General features: G+C 60.2%; 25 protein-coding genes and 1 tRNA gene. 9 read left to right on the forward strand and 17 right to left on the reverse strand.

Annotated features, from left to right (window positions below; genetic code table 11):
- Position 1: 1 nt before the first annotated feature.
- The 4 genes from Q0837_RS02390 to argH all read right to left on the reverse strand — a co-directional run bounded on the left by Q0837_RS02390 (position 2) and on the right by argH (position 3759).
- Positions 2 to 865 (reverse strand): bifunctional precorrin-2 dehydrogenase/sirohydrochlorin ferrochelatase, encoded by an 864-nt coding sequence (locus Q0837_RS02390; RefSeq protein ID WP_298464792.1) that lies wholly within the window; start codon positions 863 to 865, stop codon positions 2 to 4.
- A 9-nt stretch (positions 866 to 874) separates the two neighbouring features.
- The gene (gene lysA, locus Q0837_RS02395) at positions 875 to 2134 is read right to left on the reverse strand and encodes a diaminopimelate decarboxylase (protein ID WP_298464795.1); all 1260 of its coding nucleotides are present in this window, start codon (positions 2132 to 2134) and stop codon (positions 875 to 877) included.
- A 12-nt stretch (positions 2135 to 2146) separates the two neighbouring features.
- Entirely contained in the window at positions 2147 to 2320 is a 174-nt protein-coding gene (locus Q0837_RS02400) for a hypothetical protein (RefSeq protein WP_366519691.1), read from the reverse strand.
- Positions 2321 to 2382: 62 nt separating this feature from the next.
- Positions 2383 to 3759 (reverse strand): argininosuccinate lyase, encoded by a 1377-nt coding sequence (gene argH / locus Q0837_RS02405; RefSeq protein ID WP_298469729.1) that lies wholly within the window; start codon positions 3757 to 3759, stop codon positions 2383 to 2385.
- A gap of 31 nt (positions 3760 to 3790) precedes the next feature.
- On the opposite strand from argH, the gene Q0837_RS02410 reads away from it, so the two are divergent.
- Positions 3791 to 4372 (forward strand): TlpA disulfide reductase family protein, encoded by a 582-nt coding sequence (locus tag Q0837_RS02410; protein ID WP_298464801.1) that lies wholly within the window; start codon positions 3791 to 3793, stop codon positions 4370 to 4372.
- A 6-nt stretch (positions 4373 to 4378) separates the two neighbouring features.
- Here the strand turns inward: Q0837_RS02410 and Q0837_RS02415 are convergent.
- Positions 4379 to 4454 (reverse strand) — tRNA-Val (locus tag Q0837_RS02415).
- 109 nt (positions 4455 to 4563) lie between these two features.
- Between Q0837_RS02415 and Q0837_RS02420 the strand changes: the two genes are divergently transcribed.
- Entirely contained in the window at positions 4564 to 5544 is a 981-nt protein-coding gene (locus Q0837_RS02420) for an asparaginase (protein ID WP_298464804.1), read from the forward strand.
- Positions 5545 to 5694: 150 nt separating this feature from the next.
- Here Q0837_RS02420 and Q0837_RS02425 read toward each other — a convergent pair whose 3' ends face one another.
- From Q0837_RS02425 to fmt, 4 genes are read right to left on the reverse strand one after another with little or no spacing between them, the layout of a single operon-like run.
- Positions 5695 to 6807 (reverse strand): zinc-binding dehydrogenase, encoded by a 1113-nt coding sequence (locus Q0837_RS02425; RefSeq protein ID WP_298464807.1) that lies wholly within the window; start codon positions 6805 to 6807, stop codon positions 5695 to 5697.
- The gene (locus Q0837_RS02430) at positions 6804 to 7205 is read right to left on the reverse strand and encodes a hypothetical protein (protein ID WP_298464809.1); all 402 of its coding nucleotides are present in this window, start codon (positions 7203 to 7205) and stop codon (positions 6804 to 6806) included. The genes Q0837_RS02425 and Q0837_RS02430 overlap by 4 nt, the downstream gene beginning before the upstream one ends.
- Positions 7205 to 7984 (reverse strand): tRNA pseudouridine(38-40) synthase TruA, encoded by a 780-nt coding sequence (gene truA / locus Q0837_RS02435; protein ID WP_298464813.1) that lies wholly within the window; start codon positions 7982 to 7984, stop codon positions 7205 to 7207. Before truA ends, Q0837_RS02430 begins: the two co-directional genes overlap by 1 nt.
- The gene (gene fmt, locus Q0837_RS02440; RefSeq protein ID WP_298464816.1) at positions 7981 to 8886 is read right to left on the reverse strand and encodes a methionyl-tRNA formyltransferase; all 906 of its coding nucleotides are present in this window, start codon (positions 8884 to 8886) and stop codon (positions 7981 to 7983) included. Before fmt ends, truA begins: the two co-directional genes overlap by 4 nt.
- Positions 8887 to 8939: 53 nt before the next feature.
- Here fmt and recR point away from each other — a divergent pair, with 53 nt between their 5' ends.
- The 4 genes from recR (at position 8940) to Q0837_RS02460 (ending at position 12508) form a co-directional block, all read left to right on the forward strand.
- Positions 8940 to 9536: a recombination mediator RecR gene (gene recR, locus Q0837_RS02445; protein WP_298464819.1), complete on the forward strand. Its 597-nt coding sequence runs from the start codon at positions 8940 to 8942 to the stop codon at positions 9534 to 9536.
- Positions 9537 to 9598: 62 nt separating this feature from the next.
- Entirely contained in the window at positions 9599 to 10162 is a 564-nt protein-coding gene (def, locus tag Q0837_RS02450) for a peptide deformylase (protein WP_298464821.1), read from the forward strand.
- A gap of 385 nt (positions 10163 to 10547) precedes the next feature.
- Positions 10548 to 11951 (forward strand): DNA recombination protein RmuC, encoded by a 1404-nt coding sequence (gene rmuC / locus Q0837_RS02455; protein WP_298464826.1) that lies wholly within the window; start codon positions 10548 to 10550, stop codon positions 11949 to 11951.
- The gene (locus Q0837_RS02460; protein WP_298464829.1) at positions 11948 to 12508 is read left to right on the forward strand and encodes a hypothetical protein; all 561 of its coding nucleotides are present in this window, start codon (positions 11948 to 11950) and stop codon (positions 12506 to 12508) included. The genes rmuC and Q0837_RS02460 overlap by 4 nt, the downstream gene beginning before the upstream one ends.
- A 50-nt stretch (positions 12509 to 12558) precedes the next feature.
- Here Q0837_RS02460 and Q0837_RS02465 read toward each other — a convergent pair whose 3' ends face one another.
- The 7 genes from Q0837_RS02465 to Q0837_RS02495 form a co-directional block, all read right to left on the reverse strand.
- Entirely contained in the window at positions 12559 to 13365 is an 807-nt protein-coding gene (locus tag Q0837_RS02465; RefSeq protein WP_298464832.1) for an RNA methyltransferase, read from the reverse strand.
- 22 nt (positions 13366 to 13387) lie between these two features.
- The gene (locus Q0837_RS02470; RefSeq protein WP_298464834.1) at positions 13388 to 13666 is read right to left on the reverse strand and encodes an HPr family phosphocarrier protein; all 279 of its coding nucleotides are present in this window, start codon (positions 13664 to 13666) and stop codon (positions 13388 to 13390) included.
- A gap of 8 nt (positions 13667 to 13674) precedes the next feature.
- The gene (locus Q0837_RS02475; RefSeq protein WP_298464836.1) at positions 13675 to 14124 is read right to left on the reverse strand and encodes a PTS sugar transporter subunit IIA; all 450 of its coding nucleotides are present in this window, start codon (positions 14122 to 14124) and stop codon (positions 13675 to 13677) included.
- A 69-nt stretch (positions 14125 to 14193) separates the two neighbouring features.
- Entirely contained in the window at positions 14194 to 15105 is a 912-nt protein-coding gene (gene rapZ / locus Q0837_RS02480; RefSeq protein ID WP_298464838.1) for an RNase adapter RapZ, read from the reverse strand.
- 72 nt (positions 15106 to 15177) lie between these two features.
- Positions 15178 to 15615 (reverse strand): HPr kinase/phosphorylase, encoded by a 438-nt coding sequence (locus Q0837_RS02485; protein WP_298464841.1) that lies wholly within the window; start codon positions 15613 to 15615, stop codon positions 15178 to 15180.
- A complete protein-coding gene (locus Q0837_RS02490; protein ID WP_298464845.1) occupies positions 15612 to 17198 on the reverse strand; it encodes an ATP-binding protein in 1587 nt (528 codons plus the stop codon). Before Q0837_RS02490 ends, Q0837_RS02485 begins: the two co-directional genes overlap by 4 nt.
- Positions 17191 to 17940, reverse strand: a complete 750-nt coding sequence (locus Q0837_RS02495) for a response regulator transcription factor (protein WP_298464847.1) — start codon at positions 17938 to 17940, stop codon at positions 17191 to 17193. Before Q0837_RS02495 ends, Q0837_RS02490 begins: the two co-directional genes overlap by 8 nt.
- Before the next feature lie 285 nt (positions 17941 to 18225).
- On the opposite strand from Q0837_RS02495, the gene Q0837_RS02500 reads away from it, so the two are divergent.
- From Q0837_RS02500 to Q0837_RS02510, 3 genes are all read left to right on the forward strand, one after another.
- Positions 18226 to 19842, forward strand: coding sequence for a phosphoenolpyruvate carboxykinase (locus Q0837_RS02500; protein ID WP_298464849.1), 1617 nt, complete (start codon positions 18226 to 18228; stop codon positions 19840 to 19842).
- Positions 19843 to 19979: 137 nt separating this feature from the next.
- On the forward strand, positions 19980 to 20345 hold the full coding sequence (locus Q0837_RS02505; RefSeq protein WP_298464852.1) for a hypothetical protein: 366 nt from the start codon (positions 19980 to 19982) through the stop codon (positions 20343 to 20345).
- Positions 20346 to 20383: 38 nt separating this feature from the next.
- Positions 20384 to 20914 carry a DUF937 domain-containing protein gene (locus tag Q0837_RS02510; protein WP_298464854.1) on the forward strand — a complete coding sequence of 177 codons (531 nt, stop codon included), beginning with the start codon at positions 20384 to 20386 and terminating at the stop codon, positions 20912 to 20914.
- A 218-nt stretch (positions 20915 to 21132) separates the two neighbouring features.
- Here the strand turns inward: Q0837_RS02510 and Q0837_RS02515 are convergent, their stop codons facing one another.
- Entirely contained in the window at positions 21133 to 22689 is a 1557-nt protein-coding gene (locus tag Q0837_RS02515; RefSeq protein WP_298464856.1) for a hypothetical protein, read from the reverse strand.
- Positions 22690 to 22712 lie beyond the last annotated feature (23 nt).

The following is a 22712-nucleotide window of genomic DNA, read 5'->3' on the forward strand; positions in this document are numbered from 1 at the left end:
ATCAGTCTTCCGCTTGCCAGTCGAGGATGACGGTCAGACGGTTATGCTGAGCCGAGTCTTTCGATGCCGCGCAGTCTGGAATTGCGTTTGCATCTTTCGAACCGTTAGCCCTTGGGCATAGTTGAATGTTGCACGTGGTCCGCTCCGCATCTGCGCGGGCTCGGGCGAGGATATCTTTGGGCACTTCGCCCCGAGTGCAGACGGTATCGGCAACACCCAAGAGTCGCGATTGTTTGATCGTGAGATCGTCCGGGTCTGCGCTGGTGATCACGAATGCGTGCCATTCGGAGGATTGTTCGACCGGCGATCCAGAGGCCCAATCTTCGACCCGCTCATGTGACGCAGCGTCGAGAGGATCGAGTGCGCCGCCTTCGTGCAAAGCCTCATCAATCGCGCGGCGACGATCAGAACCATCGGGATAGGTATCGCGCAGCTTTGGTCGCGAGGTGAACAGCGCTCGCGCCAGTTTGCCGAGCGTGGGCGGTAGTATCCGCTCAAGCCGCAGCCGAACGTGCTTGGCCAACCCAGCCGATGCTCCGCCTGTCCCGACTGCGATCAACAACGGGTTGCGATCAAGAATGCTAGGTGTGGTGAAGTCGCACAGTTCGGGCCGATCGACGACGTTCACCAGCATCCCGGCGCAGCGCAGGTTGATCGCGGCCACTTCGCAAGCCTTGGCGTCGTCGTAGGCGACAAACGCGATCCGCACCCCTTCGTCGATGGCCTGCGCGGAATCGTCGATGATGATCCCGCCAGCGCGTTCGACCAATCGCCGCTTGGGCTGCGCAGCCTCGCCTTCACCCAGAACGAGCACTTTCTGCCCGTCGATCTGGTGGAACAGCGGAAGGCTTTGTAGTTCAGCCATCTGGCTGGTTCACGCAAGCCATTCAGGCACGCGTTCGGCATCCATGATCGCGCCTGCTTCGATCCGGTCGGCAACGACCGCGTATTTGTCGCCATCAACCAGCACTTCGGCGACGAAGCCGCGCGAATTATAGCTGGACGCCATGGTCGCGCCGTAAGCTCCGGCAGTGCGGAAGACGGCTAGATCACCGCTCTCAAGTTTGTCGCAGTCGCGCCCCATCGCGAAGGTATCGCCCGTCTCACAGATCGGGCCGACGATATTGGCCGTCATCTGCGCGCCGCTTGGCTCGACTGCCACGAAATCGTGATAGGCACCGTAAAGCGCTGGCCGCGCAAGGTCGTTCATCGCCGCATCGACGATAACGAACGGGTTGTTCAGCCCGCGCTTCACCCGCACCACACGGGTTAGCAAAACGCCAGCATTGCCTGCGATCACGCGGCCCGGTTCAAAGATCAGTTTGACGCCCCAGTCCTTCGTCACGCGCGCGACCATTGCGCCGTATTCCGCAGGGCTGGGGGGCTTTTCGCCGGCTTTGTACGGCACGCCAAGCCCGCCGCCGAGATCAACATGCGTGATCGTGTGGCCAGCCCCGCGCAATGCGCTGACCAGTTCACCAAGCTTTGCGAAGGCGTTTTCGAGCGGGGCAAGATCGCCCAACTGGCTGCCGATATGGACTGCTACGCCGCGCAGGTTCACGCTTGGTTTGCTCGCTAGCACCCCGAATATCTGGCCTGCCTGATCGATAGGCACGCCGAACTTGTTATCGGCCTTGCCGGTCGAAATTTTGTCATGCGTCCCGGCATCGACATCGGGGTTGATCCGAAGCGTGCACTCGGCGGTCATGCCCATTTCGGCTGCGAGTTCAGCGAGTTCGAGACCCTCTTCCTCGCTTTCGATATTGAACTGCCCGATCCCCGCTTCGAGCGCGGCCATGATCTCGGTGCGCGTCTTGCCCACGCCAGAGAACACGATCATTTCCGGTGCAATGCCTGCCGCCAGCGCGCGCCGCATCTCGCCTGCTGAAACCACGTCAGCACCATAGCCCTGCCGCTGCAGCACTTTGAGCACGGCGAGGTTAGGGTTCGACTTCACCGCAAAGGCGATCAGTTTGTCAGTCACATCAGCCAGACCGTCGCGGAATACCTGAGCATGCCGCTCCAGCGTCGCGCGCGAATAGACATAGACCGGCGTGCCAACATCTTCGGCGATGCGCGGCAGCGGTACATCCTCGGCGTGCATCACGCCGTCCTTCAGGGCAAAATGGTCCATGCTTGTGTCAGTCTATTCAGGGGGCAGGTCGAACGGATCGTCTTCACGCTCTTCAGAGCGACGACGCAATTCCACACTACGCTCGGGCGCGGCAAGGGTTTCCAGCTCAAGCAATTGCTCAGAGCTGGGTTTCTCATTGGTTCCATAGGGAGCTACCGGGAGGCTGGCGCCCTCCAGCGGGGTCAAATCCGCGCGTGAACCGCAAGCCGACAGCGCGAGGGCGCATCCTAGAAGAATAACTGTCCGCATCATCCATCCATTCCCAGCTCACCGCGAGCTTTCTCCACTTGCAGTCTTACCTGTTCCGGCGCGGTACCGCCATAGGAAGCGCGTGCGGCGACTGACGCATCGATTGACAGCGCCTTGAAAACGCGCTCATCTATCCGACCGTCGATCACCTTGAGATCACCCAAAGGCAATTCGTCGAGCGCCACACCGCGTTCTTCCGCCAGCTTCACAGCAGCCCCGGTAATGTGATGCGCCTCGCGGAATGGGATGTCGGCTTCGGTCACCAGCCAATCGGCAAGGTCGGTCGCGGTGGCATAGCCCAGTTCGGCAGCCTCGCGCATTCGCTCCGTCTTGAACGTGGCGTCGGCGATCATGCCGGTCATTGCCGCGATGCTGAGTTCCATCAGTCCTGCCGCCTCGAAAACAGGAGGTTTGTCGTCCTGCATATCCTTTGAATAGGCGAGCGGCAGGCCCTTCATCGTGATCATCAGCGACGTCGCGCAGCCGATCACTCTTCCCGCATGACCGCGCACCAGTTCGGCGGCGTCAGGATTTTTCTTCTGCGGCATGATCGAACTGCCGGTTGAGAGCGTATCAGGCATCCGGACAAAGCCGAAAGGCTGGCTAGCCCACAGGATCAGCTCCTCAGCCAGTCGCGACAGGTGCAGCGCGCATTGACTGGCAGCGAAAAGGTAATCCATCGCAAAGTCGCGGTCGGACACGGCGTCGAGCGAGTTGGCGGTCGGGCGATCGAAGCCGAGCGCTTCCGCAGTCATATCGCGATCAATCGGAAAGCCGGTCCCAGCCAATGCTGCCGAACCGAGCGGGCTTTCATTGAGGCGCACGCGCGCATCCGCTAGCCGCGAGCGATCACGCCGGATCATCTCGTAATAGGCCATCAGATGGTGTCCCAGCGTCACCGGCTGTGCGGTTTGCAAATGGGTGAAGCCAGGCATGATGCTGTCCGCGTGCTCGCCAGCGCGGTTCACCAAAGCGCGCTGTAAATCGGCGAGACCCGTATCCATCGCATCGAGCGCCTCGCGTACCCACAGCTTGAAATCGGTCGCGACCTGATCGTTGCGGCTGCGTGCGGTATGAAGGCGACCCGCCGCCGGACCTACCAACTCGGCCAGCCGCGCCTCGGTTGTCATGTGGATGTCCTCAAGGTCCCAATCCTCGGGAACGCCATCCTTCTCGTATTCGGAAGCAATGGCCGCCAGCCCATCGGAAATCGTGCGCGCGTCTCCCTCGCTGACGATTCCTTGCTTGGCGAGCATCGCCACATGCGCCTGGCTTGCAGCAATATCCTGCCGCCACAGCGCCTTGTCGAACGGGATCGAGGCATTGATTTCGCGCATGATCGCGCTAGGTCCGTCGGCGAACCTGCCGCCCCACATCTGGTTGGAGGCGCCATTATCGGAGTCTGGCATGTCCCGCTCGTTACTCATCGCTTTCGCACCGGTCCTTCTGTTGGCGGGGTGCGATACGGCCCCCGAAGAGACTTCGCAACGGGATAGCGCCACCTCGGCAGCCGATGCACCCGCACCGCCGCCCTTGCCGGGCCGTATCGTGCGCGCGCAGGCGGGAACCGAAATGCCTGAACTCAGCTTCGAAGATGCTGCTGGGAACACGCTCGCGCTCGCCGATCTCAAGGGGAAGCCGGTGCTGCTAAACCTCTGGGCGACATGGTGCGCGCCCTGCGTGGTGGAAATGCCATTGCTTGACGATCTCGCCACCGAATTGGGCGACGAGGTCAAGGTTCTCACGATTAGTCAGGACATCCGCGGCGCCGAAGTCGTCACCCCGTTCTTCGCTGAGCGCAATTTTCAGAACCTCGAACCGTGGCTCGACCCCGAGGCCGACCTCGCGGTGCAATTTACTCAGGGCGGATTGATGCCCACGACGATCCTGTTCGATGCCGAAGGCAAAGAGTTGTTTCGCGTCGCAGGCGACTACGAATGGAACAGCGAAGACGCCATTGCGGAGATCAGGGAAGCGATTTCGGGATAAGGCACGTGGTGGGCGATGACAGGCTCGAACTGCCGACCCTCTCGGTGTAAACGAGATGCTCTACCAACTGAGCTAATCGCCCCACGGCCAAGACTTCGCCGAAGCGAAGCGGTGTGCGGCATTTAGCGTGCGTTTCTTGAAAATCAATTGCTGTCTGGCCTGAAATGTCGCGTGAGGCTATCGGCGCCCTCATGAACACGCCCAATCTTACCGTCTTCGCGACCGGCGGCACCATCGCTGGCAAGGCCGATTCAGCCACGCGACACGATTATCGTCCTGGCCAGATCGGGATCGCGGAATTCCTAGGGCTGGTCGAGGAATTGGGCATCGCGGCGAATCTGACCGGCGAGCAGATCGCCAATATCGGTTCGGAGGATATGGGGCCGGAGATCTGGCAGCGGCTGCATTTGGCCATTTCCAAATCGATTGCCGATCCCGATTGCGATGGTGTGATCGTCACGCATGGTACGGATACGGTCGAAGAGACCGCGTTTCTGCTCGACCTGACGTTGCCGACAAGCAAACCTGTGGTGCTGGTTGGCGCAATGCGTCCGGCAACGGCCGTGGGCTACGATGGTTTGCGCAATTTCGCCAATGCGATGCGCGTGGCGAGCGATCCGGATGCAGCGGGGCGCGGCGTACTGGTGGTAATGGGTGACCGTGTGTTTGCGGCGCGGGACATCCGCAAGAGCCGCACGCGCGGCACCGATGCGTTTCAGGGCTTTCCGCGTGCGTCGGTGGGGTTGGTGACGCCAAGTTCGCTCGACTGGTTTGGCGCGCCGTGGCGTGTGGGTGAGGAAGCGCGGTTTCCCTTCCGAGCGGACTTGCCCGATGTGCCGATCCTGTTCGTTCACGCCGGGATGACACCGGATTATGTCGCGCGCCTCGTCACGGATGAAACGTGCGGTGTGGTTGTGTCAGGTTTGGGCGAAGGGAATATGCCAGACCCAGTGCGTCAGGCCTTGGCCGCAATGGCTGCCGAGGGAATGCCGTTGGTGCGCGCGAGCCGTCTCGATGAGGGCCTCGTCGACCGCGAACCGGAAGACGACGAAAACCGATTTGTCGCGGCGCGCGCGCTCAATCCGCAAAAAGCGCGAATTCTACTGCAAATGCTGATCGCGGCGGGAGTTTCCGATCCCGCCGCGATCCAGCGTGCTTTTGATAATCCTTAGGAGAAGAGCCCCCTCCTTTTCAAAGGAGGGGGTTGGGGGTGGTTTTGCGACCGCATGGTCGCAACCGGCCTCGGCACCACCCCACTGCGACTAGCGAGCAAGCTCGCAAGTCTCGTTGCCCCTCCTCTGAAGAGGAGGGGCGAGTCCAGCCTACCCCTGCGGCGTCACCAGGTACTTCTCGCCGGTCTTCATCTGCCGGTAATCGGTTATCGCTTCCTTGGTCAGCATCTCTTCAAGATTGACCTTCGCCTTGTAGTGCGAGGCGAATGTCGTGGTCAGATTCTGCTGCACACGTGTGCGCATCTTGATCACCGTCTCCATGCCAGCTTTCGCGAGGAACGGGGTCAGCAGCCAGCCCGAAACCGTCCATTGCAGGCCATAAGATGGCGTCAGGATAGTCGGGTTCTGCAGGTCGAGCCGTCCGTACTGATACATCTTCTTGTCCTGGTTGGACCCGTAACGCGAATACTCGTCCATCTGGGAAACAGCGACCTGCTCCATGGCTTTCAGCACATGGTCGGTGTTCTGACCGCCGCCGATCGGATCAAAGCCAAGGAACGCGCCGGTTTCGCTGATCGCCGCACGCAATTGCTTCATGTAATCGTCGTCTGACGAGTTCACGACGTACTTCGCGCCAAGGCCCTTGAGCAGGTCGACATGCTCTTGCCTGCGCACAATGTTGACCAGCTTCATCCCGTCTTCGAGGCAGATCTTGTTTAGCATCTGGCCGAGGTTGGAGGCCGCGGCGAGGTGGATGATCGCGTCGTGGCCTTCCATCTTCGCGGTTTCGACAAAGCCGAGTGCGGTCATCGGGTTCACGAAGCTGGATGCGCCAACCTCGCTCGAGTGATCGCCGAGCGGCAGGCACATCATCGCATCGGCGATGGCGTATTGGCTGAAGGCGTTGCCCGGGACGCATGCGACGCGCTGGCCCATCAGAGCCTTGGCCATATCGCCGTCACCGGTGGCGACTACGGTGCCTGCGCCTTCGTTACCCGCTGGCAGGCGCTGGCCGTGGCGAGCGCGCTGACCGGACAGGAATGGTTCGGGCATGTCGGCGACGACCTTGCCGGGAGAATACTCCGCATTGTCGAAGTCAGCGGCGCTGGTCAGGATTGCGAGGTCCGACGGGTTGATCGGCGCGCCTTCCATTTGCACCAGCACCTGATTGCCGGTCGGCGCCGGGAAAGTCTCTTCGCTGATTTCCAGAGTGAGTTTGCCGTCTGCTGAAAGCGTGGTGAAAAGCTGTTTGCCGGTTGTCATGTATCGTTCTCCAAAGAAGTTTCGTTGTTCTCTTTTTCGCGGGGTATTAGCTCGACGGCGAGGACCATGAGAGCCCAGATGGCGAGGGTTGGTTGAAGTTTGGGGACTTCGGTGATGTCGAACAGATCAACCGCAATATACGGCAGGAACGCGATGCTGACCCCGGCCATGATCGCGTTGAACAGCTTGTATTCGCTCGATCCCAGATAGAGGATCATGATGACGATCGCAGAGCTGAGGACAAGCAGCCCGATAAAGTCTCGGACCTCGACATTCTCCGCGCCAACCAGCACGAAGCCCAGCACCGCGCCAAACACGATGTTCATGCCTTCGATATTGGCCCGATACTCGCGCTGCGTGATGCGAAAGCTCGGCGGGATTTTGTACCACTTCGCCATTAGTCCCCCTCATTGCCAGAATCGGTTTCTGGATAAAACGCTTTTACGAAGTAGAGACCATGGGGCGGGGCGTTAAGACCTAATTGTTGGCGGTCGCGTGCGGCGAGGGCTTCGGCGACCCGATCGACCTCCCATGTTCCGGATCCAACGAATTTGAGGCAGCCCACCATCGAGCGGACCTGATGGTGGAGGAAGCTGCGTGCGGCGGCGTGGATGTGGATTTCCGGGCCGAATGGTCCTTCGGCCTCAACAACATCGAGCTGATCGAGCGTTTTTACTGGATCTTTCGCCTGGCATTTGACCGAGCGGAAGGTGGTGAAATCGTGGCGACCGACCAGCAATTGGGAGGCGCGTTGCATGGCCTCGACATCCAATTGCTGCGCGACCTGCCAAACCCGGTTCTTTGCCAGTGCCAGCGGCGCGCGGCGGTTGGCGATGCGGTACAGATAGCGCCGCCCGATGCAGGAAAAGCGGGCGTGCCATTCGTCCGGCACAATTGCGCAATGAGTGATCGCAATCGGATCGGGCCGGAGCTGCGCGTTCAATGCTTCGGAGAGGCGGAACGGTGTCAGGTCTTTTTCGATATCGACATGGCTGCGCATCGCCAGCGCGTGCACGCCGGTGTCGGTCCGACCGGCGCTGTTGAGCGCGATTTCCTCACCTGTGATGCGGTAGAGCGCTTCCTCGACCGTCTGCTGGACGCTCGGCCCATGCTTCTGGCGCTGCAGGCCCTGATACGGGGTGCCGTCGAATTCGAGAGTGAGCGCGAAGCGGGTCAAGCGAGAATGGTTCCCGCTTCAACCGAGCGCCCGCGCAGGAAGTCCGCAAGGTCCATCGCCGGTTTGCCAGCGCGCTGCAGACGGAGCGGACGGATCGAGCCAGACCCGCAAGCGATTGTCAGGTTGTCGTCCAGCACCGTTCCCGGCTCGTCATTTCCCTCAAACACCACCGCACGCAGCACTTTCACGCGTTCCCCGTCCAGCTCGAACCAGGCGCCGGGAAAGGGGGCCAAACCGTGCACATGTCGCACCAACTCTGCGGCAGGCTGCGACCAGTCGATCCGCGCCTCCGCCTTGTCGATCTTCGGCGCATAGGTCGCCAGCCCGTCATCCTGCGGCTGCGGCGCGTAGCCGGGAAGGTTCGCCAGCACCTCGACCATTGCGCCCGCACCAAGCTCGGCCAGTTCGGCGGTCAGTTCACCAGTGGTTTTGGTGTCTATTGGCGTGCGCACGATATGCAGCATCGGTCCGGTGTCGAGCCCCGCTTCCATTTGCATGATCGTAACCCCGGTTTCCTTATCACCCGCCATCACCGATCGGTGAATTGGCGCAGCCCCGCGCCAGCGCGGCAGGATCGAGGCGTGGATATTGAGGCAGCCGTGGGTCGGCGCATCTAGAATCGGTTGCGGAAGGATAAGGCCGTAAGCGGCCACCACCGCCACATGGGCATTCAACGCCGCGAACTCCGCCTGCGCCTCTTCATTCCGAAGCGATTTCGGGGTTCGCACCTCCACCCCAAGCTCCTCCGCCTTGGCGTGAACCGGAGATGGGCGCAGCTTCTTTCCGCGCCCGGATCGGCTAGGTGGTTGGCTGTATACGCAGGCGATCTCATGCCCCGCTTCATGCAAAGCGACCAGCGCTGGCACCGCGAAATCGGGCGTTCCCATAAAGATGATGCGCATAAGGTGAGCCAGTGAGCTTTGTGAACGGAGCGCCAGCCCCTATCTCTCCCCCCATGGCATCGCAAGAGATCGAAGCGCTTTCCGGCGCGCTGGCCCGGCTTCCGGGGCTTGGCCCGCGTTCTGCTCGGCGCGCGGTGCTGTGGCTCGTGAAGAACCGCGAACAGGCTTTGCCCGCTTTGCTCGAGGCATTGGATGCCGTGTCTGAGACGCTGGTGGAGTGCCAGACCTGCGGCAATGTCGACACTACCGACCCATGCGGCATCTGCGCCGATCCGCGCCGCGATACCAAGTCGCTGTGCGTGGTCGAGGACGTCGCCGATGTCTGGGCGCTCGACCGCGCGCGGCTGTTCCGTGGGCGGTATCACGTTTTGGGCGGGAAGCTCTCGGCGCTCGACGGGGTTGGGCCTGAGGACCTCAACATCGCCGCCCTGCTGTCGCGAGTCGAGGACGGCACGGTGGACGAGGTAGTTCTGGCCATGAACGCTACACTCGAAGGACAAACGACCGCGCACTACCTCGCCGAACGGCTGGAGCCGCATTCGGTGCGGATCACCCAACTCGCGCACGGCCTGCCCGTTGGCGGGGAACTGGACTATCTCGACGAAGGCACACTGGCGCAGGCGCTCAGAGCAAGGCGGCCGGTCGAGTAGCCAATTTCAGTAATCGAAAACGCTGGCTTGCACCGCTCGCACCGCGCCACTATTTTCGCCCCATGGCTATTCGCGAAATCCTTGAAGTGCCGGACCCCCGGCTCAAAACTGTGTCCGTTCCCGTCGAACCGTCGGAGTTCAACGCCGAGCTCAAGACGCTCGTCGATGACATGTTTGAAACCATGTACGACGCGCCGGGCATTGGCCTTGCCGCGATCCAGATCGGCGTTCCCAAGCGTGTGTTGGTGATCGACCTGCAGGAACGCGATATGGAGGCCGATCCGGTCAAGGATGAAGATGGCAATGAAAGCCAGCCGGTAATCAACGACCCGCGCGTCTTCATCAATCCGGTGATTGTCGATCCGGCCGAAGAATTGTCCACCTACGAAGAGGGCTGCCTGTCAGTCCCAGAAATCTTCGCCGACGTCGATCGCCCTGCGACCTGCACCGTCAAGTATAAGGATCTCGAGGGCATAGAGCACGAAGAAGCGCTCGAAGGTCTGCTCGCAACCTGCCTCCAGCACGAGATGGACCACCTCGAAGGCATCCTGTTCATCGATCACCTGTCGCGATTGAAGCGGCAGATGGCGCTGAAGAAGCTGAAGAAGCTGAGGGCTGCTGCTTAGGATTTTCGTTCATGATCGAATTGGACGACTTGGCTGGCGGCTTTGCGTTTCTGATCATTCTCTCGCTGTTGTTTCTGGCGATTGGTTTCCTATCGGACTCTGTGGCTAGCGACCCAAGACGCGAGGAAGTGCCACCCACAAGAGGCTCCCTTTTCCTGGGAGCATTTGGCTGGCTCTGCCTAGCTGCTGGATGGATGTATTGGGCAGTCTCTGAGTGGCGTGAAGCGACCCGCGACTGGGTTATGATTTCGCTAGCACTGGGGTGGGCACTCGTTGCGGTTTTGAACTGCGCTCGAAACGCTCGGAATGCACGAAAAATTGCCTAATTTGGGGATATCCAACAAAGTACTGGTGTTCCGCTTTTGTTCCATGCTATAAGCAACAGATGGAACAACCGATTCTCTTAATTGTGTCGCTGATCGTCGGCCTTGCACTGGGCAGCGGCGTTGTCTGGTTTGTCATGTCGAAGTCAGCGACCGATCTGCGCGAGCGGCTGGATACTCGCGAAGGCGAGTTCAAGACTGCGATTGCCGAATTGGGCGAGGCGAAGATCGAACTTTCGGCGACGTCCGAACGTGCGGCTAGGGCTGATGCGCTTGCGGGTGAATTGGACCGCGTGTGTGAAGAAAACGCTGCGTTCAAAGCCGAACGGGCCGGGTTCGCCGAACAGAAAAAGCTGCTCGAAGAATCCCGCGACAAGCTGCTCAAGGAATTTGAGAACACCGGCGCGCAGGTGCTGAGTAAGGCGCAAGAGGCGTTCCTTCGCCGCGCAGATGAGCGCTTCAAACAGTCAGAAGAAGCAGGCGAGCAGAAGATCAAGGCGCTGCTCAATCCGGTCGGCGAACGGCTCGAGAAATACGAAAAGCAGGTCGAAACGCTGGAGAAGCAGCGCGTGGATGCGTTCGGGCAATTGAACGGGCTGATCCAGTCAATGCGTGAAGGGCAGGAAGAGGTCCGGCGCGAAGCGCAGCGGCTCGGCAATTCGCTCACCAACGCTCCAAAGGCGAGGGGGCGCTGGGGCGAACGGGCATTGCAGAACGTGCTCGAACAATGCGGACTGGCAGAACACACCGATTTCCACCTTGAACAATCGATGGAAACCGATGCTGGGCGGCAACGTCCTGACGCGATCGTGAATGTGCCCGGTCAAAAACGGTTGGTTATCGACGCCAAAGTCTCGCTCAATGCCTATCAGGCCGCGTTTGAAGCCGACAATGACGAGGAACGTTCGCGTCATCTCGATCTGCACACCAAGAGCATGCGTAACCACGTCCAGACGCTCGGCTCGAAGAGCTACCAAAGTCAGTTCGACGACGCGCCTGACTACGTCGTGATGTTCGTGCCTGGCGAGCATTTTGTTGCCGCTGCGCTAGAGCACGATCCTGAACTGTGGGATTTCGCGTTCCGCAACAAGGTGCTGCTGGCTACGCCAACCAACCTCGTCGCTATTGCGCGCACCGTTGCACAGGTCTGGCGACAGGACAAAATGGCAGCTGAAGCACAAGAAATCGGTCGGATGGGCGCGGAGCTTTACGACCGTCTGCGGGTCGCTGCCGACCACATGAAGCGCGTAGGCGGCGGGCTGGAGAACGCGGTGAAGCACTACAACAGCTTCGTTGGCAGCTTTGAACGCAACGTGCTCACGTCAGGTCGCCGAATGGCGGAAAAGGGCATCGAGGTCGCCAAGGATATCGAGGAAGTACCGCTGGTCGAAGGCGCTCCGCGTTATAGTGCAAAGGATGCGGCAGAAGTCGACGCGATCGAGGATGGGCGCGAGGCGGCTGAATGAGGCTTTCGCATTTGTTGGTCGTTTCGGCGCTTTCGGTCGCTGCCTGCTCAGCCCATGCTCAACCCCCTGATCTGGTTCGCGCAGCGGCGGATGCGATTGTTGCGCAGGATGCCGCAGCGCTGGAGGCCATGCGCTTCAGCGCCTACGATCTGGATCGAAAGCCACTCACGGTGGAGGGGTTGCTTGGCCGCATTGCCCAATGCCAGAGAGTGGAGCGGCGTGGCCTAGGCCGTGAGGCCTATCCAAAAGAAATCCACTTTCAGTGCAGCGACACGCTGGAGAAACGCGGGGCGTGCGATGACGATGTTCTGATCGTCGCTCTGGACCGCGCCACCTCTCCCGACGTGTTTGCGCAATTGCGGTTCAAACGACTTGAAACGGCCGAATGTGCGTTGCCGAAACCACCGACGCCATTGATGGCTAGTTTAACTCGGGCGGAAGACTTTCCTACTTCGCCGCGCGCTGTCACCATGCGGTTCGCTCTTTCACATCGTCAGACGCCACTCGAAAGCAAGTTGGACAAGTGTCAACTTCGCTCTTTCACATCAACATTCTGAAAATACGTAGTTAATCAGGAGAATTGGAGGGTGACACGCTGTCAATTGTGTCAACTTTGCCCGTCCAACCCAGCCAGCACTTCATAGGCTAGCACCGCCCCTGCCACCGCTGCGTTTAGACTGTCCGCCCGCCCACGCATCGGCATCGTGACCCGCAGATCGCACTCAGCCTCGTAGGTCTCAGGAAGCCCTTGCGACTCGTTGCCCACCAGAATGAAACACGGGGCTTCATAGGCCGCACCGCGATAGGGCACCGCGTCACGCAGACTCGCTGCCACCAGCTGCCCCGCACCACCGCGTAGCCAAGGCAGGAAGTCCTCCCACCGCGCCTGCGCCAGCGCTTGCGTGAAAACCGCGCCCATACTCGCGCGCACCGCTTCGGCGCTGAATGGGTCGGCGCAATCGTCGATCAGGATCAGCCCGCCTGCGCCGACCGCATCGCCGGTCCGCAGCATGGTCCCAAGATTGCCCGGGTCGCGTAGCGCCTGAGCGACCAGCCAGATCGGCGCGGCTTCGCGGTCGATCTGATCCAGCGCTGTGTCCCATTCATCGAACACCCCCACGACGCTTTGCGCATTCGATTTGCCTGTGATCTTTGACAGAATATCGGGAGAAGTCTCGATCACCTCACCGCCGCCTGCGACCACCTCTGTTTCCAGACGGGTAAGCAAGTCATGCGGCTCTCGACTTTCCGACATGACCAATTGACGCAGAAGCCGCCCGCTGGTTCGTGCATCCTCGAGCAGTCGCAGTCCCTCGACCAGGAATTGCCCCGCACGCTTGCGATGCTTCTTGTCCCGCAAGCTCCGCAGATACTTGACGGTTGGATTGGAAAAGCCGGTGATGTGCTTGCGCATAGTCAGGCTCTTAGAGCGCGGGTCACTCTTCGCCAAACCCGTCTTCGATCATCGCGCCCAGTTGATCGAACGCGGCTTGGGCATCCGCGCCGCTTACGATCAATTCGATCGTGTCGCCCTTTGCTGCACCCAGCATCATGAGTCCGAGGATGGAGCCGCCCGCCGCTTCGTTGCCGTCTTTGGCAACACTCACTTTGGTGTCCCCGGACAGACTGGCGACCGCGCCGACGAACTTGGCGCTGGCTCGTGCATGAAGCCCGCGTTGATTGACGATTGTGATATGCCGGCGAAGCTCGCTCATCCGGGCGCTCAGCCTTTGCCGCCGGTGGACTTCGCCCCGGAGCTTTCTTTCGGACCACTGTCATTGCCGAGCAATTCGCTTGCGACCGTGATGTAATTGCGACCAGCCGTCTGCGCCGCCTCGACCGCTTCGACAACGCTCATCGATTTGCGCGCTCCGGCAAGGCGGATCAGCATTGGCAGGTTGATCCCCGCAATCACTTCAACGCGGCCCGTTTCGAGCAGCGAAATGGCGAGGTTGGAAGGCGTGCCGCCGAACAAATCGGTGAGCACAATCACACCGCTGCCAGCTTCGACGTCCTCGATCGCCTTTGCGATTTCGGCGCGTCGCAGCTCCATATCGTCATTCGGACCGATGCAGACAGTCGCAACACCAGCCTGAGGGCCGACGACATGCTCCATCGCTTGCACGAACTGTTCGGCCAAGCGGCCATGAGTCACCAGGATCAATCCAATCATGTGTGAAATCAGGCCCGTTAGCTCAGTTAGCGCGACGAATTGCGAGGCGATCTGGGGTCGGTGACGGTGTCAGCGTCGTTCGCGTTCGAGTTCATCGGCCGCGCGCGATCCCAGATTGCGGTGCCGGACAGTGGGCGAAAATCCGGCCTCGCGCAAGCCTTGGGCCATGCGCTCGGCGGTGAAGACCGAGCGGTGTCTCCCTCCGGTACATCCGAAAGCGACGTGGACGTATGATTTTCCCTGCGCTTGATACAGCGGCAGGAGCGCTAGCAGCAGATCGTGAATCTTCGAAAATGACGGGGCAAAGCCGGGGTCGCGCGTTATGTGTTCGCCGACTGGAGCGTCCTGGCCGGTAAGCTCACGTAAGCCATCGACCCAATGCGGGTTGTCGAGAAAGCGCATGTCGAAAACAAGGTCTGCGAGCGGCGGCATGCCTCTGGCAAAACCGAAGCTGGAGATGGTCAGCGACAAGGCTGGTGAACTGGATTCCCCAAACAGGTCGCGGACATGGCCTTGCAAGTCATTGGCGGACATGTCGCTGGTGTCGACCACTATATCGGCCCAGCGCCGCAGCGGTTCCAGCAACTCGCGTTCGGCGGAGATTCCTTCTCGCAGGGGTCGGTCTAGCGCCATTGGATGCCTGCGACGCGTCTCATTATAGCGCCGCTCGACTTCGCCTCCCGCGCAATCGAGGAACATGAACGTCACCTCGATATCTTGCCGGGTCGCCAAATCCTTCACGAGATCGATCATCTTGCCCGGAACAAAGCCCCGCGTCCGCGAATCGAATCCGATGGCGAGACGGCTTTGCTGCCCGTCGCTTTGAACCAGCAGCCGCTTGAGCAGGCGGACGGGGAAGTTGTCGATGGTCTCCCAGCCAAGGTCTTCCAAAACGTCGAGCGCGGTCGATTTTCCAGCGCCCGAAAGCCCGGTGACGAGCAGCACGCTTTGAGAGGCAGCAGAAGTTGGGACCGATTCCATGGAACGCGTTCTCGCGCTGCTAGGGTCCGAAGGGAAGGGCAATCTATGCAGTATGCACTGGTCGGTGGACGGTTAGTCGAAATTCAGTCCGTGTGTGCGGAGCGCGGCCTCCGCCCGAAGCGCGGGCGCGATTGTTCCCAGTGTGAAGCCAAGTGCTGGAATGGAAACGCCAAAAACCTCCCGCTGCATAGGTCTTTCAGGCAGCCGCTCGGCATTCTCTTCCAGGTTTATAGTCAAAGCGATGGGTGTAGGCGGCGCCACATTCATTTCGAGCAGCCCCACATTTCGGACCTCAATCAACCCGCTCGTGTTGGGAGGAGGGGCCGCAAAGACGCGATTATTGCCGCGCTCAAGACTTACCCCGTCATCACCGATTAAGTCTGCGCCCCGATCAATCAATGCGAGAGCGAGGCTGGACTTGCCGCTTCCGGGAGGACCTTCGATTATCAGAGCGCGACCCTTTATCGCGACCACGCTTACACCGAGGAGCAGTTTCTTCGCGTCGCTCACGCTGCGGGCAGTCGGAATCGCAAGCAAGCGCCGGGTTCTCCGTCTGGCCGGGCCTCTGCCGTGAGAGAGCCATCATGCGCTTCGGCAATGGCGCGGGCGATGGCCAGACCGAGGCCAGAGTGATTGCCGAAATCCTCGGCATCGGGGCGCACCGAATGGAAACGATGGAACACTTTTTCGCGCGAATCCTCTGGAATCCCCGGTCCAGAATCGCACACAAGCAAAGTCACGCATTCGCCATCATTGTCGACGATCACTTCGATCGGCGCTTCGGGTGGTGAGAACGACACAGCATTGTCGAGCAGGTTCTCGACTACCCGCTCAAGCCGTGCGCCGACCCCCATTACATTGGCCGCAAACCCGCGTGCCTTGAGCTCGATCCGGTGGTCCTGGTTTTCAGCGCGATTTTCGCGGCTGCCGACGATTGCGTTCACTAGGTCCGACAGGTCGATACGCTCGAGGGTCGCGCGCGACATTTCAGAATCAATCCGGCTCGCGTCCGATATCTCGCTGACCAACCGATCGATCCGGCGGACATCGTGGGTGGCGATCTGTTCGAGTTCGCGGCGAGTGTCGGCGTCTTTGACCTTGGGCAGCGATTCAACCGCGCTGCGCAGACTGGCAAGCGGGTTCTTGATCTCGTGCGCGACATCGGCGGCGAAGCTATCGACCGCGTCGATCCGCTGGCGCAGGGCTGTGGTCATATCCGACACAGCTCGGGCAAGCAGTCCAATCTCATCTCCGCGCGCCGGTAAGCGGGGCACCTCAACTTCACGTTCCCGGCCCTGACGAACCTTGACGGCTGCCGTTGCGAGCTGTCGCAGCGGGGTGACGATCGTGCGCGCGAGGAATAGCGAGAGCATTGCCGAGGCAAATAGAACAAGCATCACCCCGAGCCCGAGCGTGGAACGCGCGGACCGGACGCTTTCAGTGATATCCACGGCGTTGCGCACGGTGAGCAATGTCGCGCCGTTTAGGCCGACTGGCGCTGCAGCGGTGATCACCGGTGTCCCATCTTGCCAATCATACAAGGTGATCTGGCTGACTTCTTCATCGCGTGCGCGCACCAATTCCGGCCAGGCATCGGCTTGTGTTGCTTCCGGCTCGACATAGTCCGGCACGGCCTCGGCGCTGACAATCGTATCAACCGTACGATCGAGCCAACGCGCGAATTGCTGGTCCCAAGTGTCATCGCTGATGTCGTCGAATTCGAAGGCGGGTTCATCGAGCGCGAAGCTGTCGGCCCACAGTAAACCTTCAGAGTCGAACATCCGCAACCGCATGCGCTGCTCTTTGCCGATTTGCACCAGCAAGGCTTCCTGACGTTCGCGTGAGGCGCCGGCGAGTGCTTCGGCTGTAATTTGCGCTTCGATCCGCGCCATCTTGAAGCGTTCATTGATGAGCTGCGTGCGGTAGCCGTCGAGGTAGAACAATCCGCCACCCAGCAATGCGAGCGGGAGGATATTCACGATCAGAATGCGAGCGGTAAGCGAAAAGCGTCCCACGGGGCTCAGCTGCTCGCCGCCGCGCGCGACGATCGGTGCGTCGTCATCGGCGTTCGCTAGGTGCGAATTCTCAGACATCGTTGAAGCTGTAGCCCGCCCCGTAAAGCGTATCGATCGCACCGAATTCGGGATCGACCACGCGGAACTTGCGTCGCATCCGCTTGATGTGACTGTCGACCGTGCGATCATCGACGAACACATCGTCTGGGTAAGCAGCGTCCATTAGCTGGTTGCGGCTTTTGATCACGCCAGGACGGGCGGCGAGTGCTTCGAGGATCAGGAACTCAGTCACGGTCAAGCTGACTGGCCTGTCATTCCAAGTCACGTGATGGCGTGCAGGGTCCATATATAGGCGTCCGCGATCAATGCTCGGATGGACGGGCTCAATCTCTCCCGGCTCTGCACCAAAGTCTCGTCCCGGATCAGCGCGTCGCAGGATGGCCCGAATGCGCGCCAACAACAGGCGTAGACTGAACGGCTTCGCAATGTAGTCGTCTGCGCCCAGTTCAAGTCCCGCCTCTTCGTCGGCCTCGTCATCCTTGCTGGTCAGAAAGATCACCGGCAGCGGAGAGTGATCGCGAACCCGGCGGAGCAGCTCCATTCCGTCCATCTTGGGCATCTTGATGTCGAATACTGCGAGGTCCGGTGGGTTCTCGAGTAGCGCCTTCAAAGCCGTCTCCCCGTCGGAATAGAGGCGTGTGACAAACCCCTCCGCCTGAAGCGCAATGGACACGGTTGTCAGGATGTTGCGATCATCATCGACCAACGCGATCACGACCGCATCATTCCGGTCTTTCGTGTCTGACTGTGTATCCGCCATTGCGGCACTTTCCTCCCGGGATTGAACCTTCGATACGACTAGCGGCATGATCGCGCAGAAACAACGCATCGCAGGAACGCCGCGGCGCAAGGTAGCCAGCTTTCCCGATGATTCCTGCCGGGTAGGTTTGACGGAATCGGGACGTGTGGATATGCGGGCACGGCTTGGGATCAAGTGTGATTTGAGCCGCGATTTGCCCATATGTGCATACGTATGCGTATTCCGGTATTAAGCGCGCCAAATCCCTCATTTACTGATTCGCCAATCGGCTCAGGAGATCCAAATTTGACCCCCCTTGCTCATCCATTGCCCGCTCAGGGAATCGAAACCCGGGCCACTATTCACGCCAATCTGGGAACGCCCGCGCTGGTTGAGGCATCGCTCGCCGCGGATGAAGGTGCGCTGTCTAGGCATGGCGCTCTAGTAGTGGAAACGGGTGCGCATACGGGGCGCAGTGCGAAGGACAAGTTCATCGTCCGCGATGAGACGACCGAAGACACGGTGTGGTGGGGCAAGGTCAATGTTCCGATGACGCCCGATCACTTCGCCAACCTCAAGGAAGATTTTCTGAAGGCAGTCGGCGACAAGGAAACGCTGTACGTTGCCGACCTGTTTGGTGGTTCGCAGCCGGAGCACCGCGTGAATGTGCGCGTGATCAACGAGCTGGCTTGGCACAACCTGTTCATCCGCACGCTGCTCGTGCGCCCGACCACCGACGAGCTGGCAGGTTTTGCGCCGGAATACACCATCATCGACCTGCCAAGCTTCCGCGCCGATCCGGAGCGACACGGCACGCGCAGCGAGACGGTGATCGCAGTCAACTTCTCCGAGAAACTGATCCTGATCGGCGGCACCAAGTATGCCGGTGAAATGAAAAAGAGCGTCTTCGGCATCCTCAATTACCTGCTGCCGACCAAAGGCGTGATGCCGATGCACTGCTCGGCGAATATCGGCGCGGACAACAAGACGGCCGTGTTCTTCGGCCTTTCGGGCACTGGTAAGACCACGCTCAGCGCCGATGCCTCGCGCACGCTGATTGGTGATGACGAGCACGGATGGTCGGACACGGCAGTCTTCAACTTCGAAGGCGGCTGCTACGCCAAGATGATCCGCCTCAGTGAAGAGGCTGAGCCCGAGATTTACGCCACCACGCGCCGTTTCGGCACGGTGCTCGAGAATGTCGTGATGGACCCGGCCACCCGCGAACTCGATTTCGACGACAACTCGCTCGCCGAGAATACGCGCGGGGCCTATCCGATCGACTACATTCCCAACACCAGCGAGGACAATCTCGGCCCGGTCCCGGCTAATGTCGTAATGCTCACCGCCGATGCGTTTGGCGTGTTACCTCCGATTGCGCGGTTGACGCCGGAGCAGGCGATGTATCACTTCCTGTCGGGTTACACCGCCAAGGTCGCTGGCACCGAGATCGGCGTGACCGAGCCGGAAGCGACCTTCAGCACCTGTTTCGGCGCGCCGTTCATGCCGCGCCACCCAAGCGTCTATGGCAACCTCCTCAAAGAGCGCATCGCCAAGGGACAGGTGCAGTGCTGGCTGCTCAACACTGGCTGGACCGGCGGCAAATACGGTGTCGGCAACCGCATGCCGATCAAGGCGACCCGCGCGCTGCTTAACGCTGCGCTCGATGGCAATCTTGAGAATGTCGAATACCGCAAGGACGACAATTTTGGTTTCGACGTTCCTGTCCATGTGCCGGTGCTCGCCGAGCAAGGCATCGACCAGACCATCCTCGACCCGCGCCGCACTTGGGCTGACAAGGCTGGCTACGATGAAACCGCGAGCAAGCTTGTGCAGCTGTTCATCGACAACTTCGCCGAATTCGAAGCGCATGTCGATGAAGGCGTCCGGCAGGCAGCCCCGGCCAATGTTGTGGCTGCCTGACACACAATTTTACAGTTGGAGAGGAGGGCCCCGCCCGGTCAGCGAGCCGGAGCGGGGCCTTTTCTTTTTCGGCCTTTGCGACCACACTCTGCGCAATAGATTCGCGTAGAATTGAAACAACAGAAGGGACGCACTCAATGAGCATGCTCGACGGAATTCTGAAGCAGGTTGCCGGTTCACCGGACACAGTCGCAAGTCTGGCTGAAAAGGTCGGTATCGATCCTTCGATGGTCGAAAAGGGCCTGGCCGCCTTGGGTCAGTCGCAACCGGAAGATGGCGACACTGTAGAACTCGCCGCGCAGAAGACGGGCATGGACGCAGGCGCGCTCGGTTCGATCATGGAACAGATGGGCGGCGAAGGCGCGCTCGGCAGCTTTGCAGGCATGGCCGACGCTGGCGAAGGCGGCCTTGGCGGTATCATGTCGATGCTCGACCGCGATGGCGACGGCAATGCGATGGACGATATTGCCGGTATGGCATCGGGCCTGTTCGGCAAGAAATAAGCCGCGCCAACACACTTGATATCGGGGAGGGATAGGCGATGAGCCTTGCACGGATGTTGCAGCAGTCTGGCGCGATCGGCGCCATGGCCAAGGAACTTGGGATTGACGAGCAAACGGCTGGCACAGCCGCTGGCGCGCTCCTCCCCGCTATCGTCGCCGGCTTCGGTCGCAGTGCAACGGGCGGCAGCGCCACGCCTGATCCGATGGGCGGGCTCGGCGGACTTGCCGGTGCAATCCTCGGCGGCGGCGGAGGAGGCGGCGGTCTTGGCGGCGGCCTGCTCGATGCGGTGCTCGGAACCAGCCCGACCCCGACTCAGCCTGGCAACGATATTCTCGGCAATATCTTTGGCAGCAAGGATGTGAGCCGCTCGGTTGCAGGCGAAGTCTCTGCGCTGACTGGCCTCGATGAAGGTCTGCTCAAGAAGATGCTGCCTATCCTGGCCATGGCGGTCGCCGGATATATGGCCAAGCAGGCGACCGGCGGCGGTGCTTCGAGCGGCGGTCAAGGCGGGGGCGGTGCTCTCGGCGGTATCCTCGGTTCAATCGTCTCCGGAATGATGTCGCGCTGAACATCAGTGCTGCGGTCGCAGGCTGGTTGAAGTTGACACAAATGACACTGTGTCAACCGCTCCTTTCGAAGGCAAGATACTGTTATTAAATGGAAATTGATAGATTGGTGAAGTTGACACTTCTCCAACTCGGTTCCGTATTCCAGTTCACAGATTGAAAGAGCCGAGAAGAACCTAACCGGCACTCGCCGTGTAGGAAAATCTCGCGCAGATTTTCGTCATTCGGTCAGGAAGTATCCTGAGATCGCGCTTTGCAACTCGATCGGCTGACCTTCCGGCTTGTCCGACAAGAAAGCGAGCAGTCCGCGCACCTGTTCGGCCTTTTCCCCGCCATGAGGATTGCTCGCGAGTGGCTGAAGGGCTGCGCGTGCATCGGCAATCCTTCCATCATTCATATGGATCATGCCGGTGATCAGCCAGAGTTCCTGATCGAATGGCGCGAGTTCGGCGGCGCGAAAGAATGCGGCTTTGGCCTCGGCGCTCGGCACGGCACCGCGCTCTGCATAAGCTCGGTAGGTGTAGATCAATGGCGTGATATGGTCGCCTTCGATTGCCTCGAGCGCCGTCAATGGCTCCATTGCCCGCGCATAGGCCGCGTCCTTTTCAGCTTGGTCCGACGGCGCGCGAGCCTGCCGAAATCTGGCTAGTCCTGCATAAACGTAGGCGTCGCGTTGGGCCGGATCGAGGGCAATAGCTTCGTCGGCTGCAGCGATGGCGGCTTCGTCTCTGCGTGCACCATATTCAGCTTTGGCCAGAATCGTCAGTATGCCCGCTCGACCGGGATGACTTGCAGCGACGCTTCGCGCTTCCTTTGCCAGTTTCTCGGCCTGATCTGCGTCTACGCCGCGGTCCAGCGGTATGCGGACCCCCATCATCTCTTGCTCGGCAGGTTCGAGGCGACGTAGTTCCACCGGACTGATGGTGATTTCGTCCGGCTTCACGTGGAAACTCCTGCGATTTCGATCACGAAAATGCCGATTAAGCTGTCGTTCGAGCACGCCCAGATCGCCAAACGCGTCTTGTGCCGCATCGAGCGAGGATTTCCCTTTCAGCACCTGAAGCCAATACTCGCGCAATTGACCACTGCGTTCTTCGGACGTCGACAGGTAGTGGTAGAGGAGCCAGCTACGCCCGTAGAATGACGCCTTCGACTTAACAGCACGGCTGTTCAGTCTGGGCCAATCCAGATCGAGCAGCTCCCGTACGGACGTCATCTCGTCCTCTTTCCAGAAGATCGTAAAGTCCCGGCGGGATGAGGGGAGACCCAGATAGACCGAACCATCGTCGCGAAAGAATGCGGCGGAGAAGAACTCTGCTGCGCCTTCATTCATCCATAGCGGCATGGCGAACCTGTCGGTCGAACTTAGAAAGTGATGGGCGTATTCGTGCAGCAAAACGACGGTCGAAAGGTCGGGATAGCCATCCTTGTTCTTGATATCCTGCACAAACGCCACACTGCCTTCGGCGCGCGGAATGTAGAAGCCTTCAATCCCGCTTGCACCGGCCAGTCTTCGCACGTCCGCACCGGATCCGACCGCATAGACCGTGACGCGGTTTGATGGGCTGGGTGTGGCAAGATCGCGCCCGGTAAACCGCTCGAGAGCGCTGTGATAACGCTCCAGATTCTCAGCGTATAGGCGAACCTCGGCCTCGCTGCTGTCAGCGTAGATCACGAAATGATCGAAGGATGCCTCATACCATTCTGCGCGCGCGGGAGAATGGACCAGCAACATGGCGACCGCCAGAAACAAGACGGATTGGATCCGTGGAATCATGATGTGCGCGTCCCCAACGTGAT

The sequence above is a fragment of the uncultured Erythrobacter sp. genome, assembly GCF_947499705.1.
GTDB lineage: Bacteria > Pseudomonadota > Alphaproteobacteria > Sphingomonadales > Sphingomonadaceae > Erythrobacter.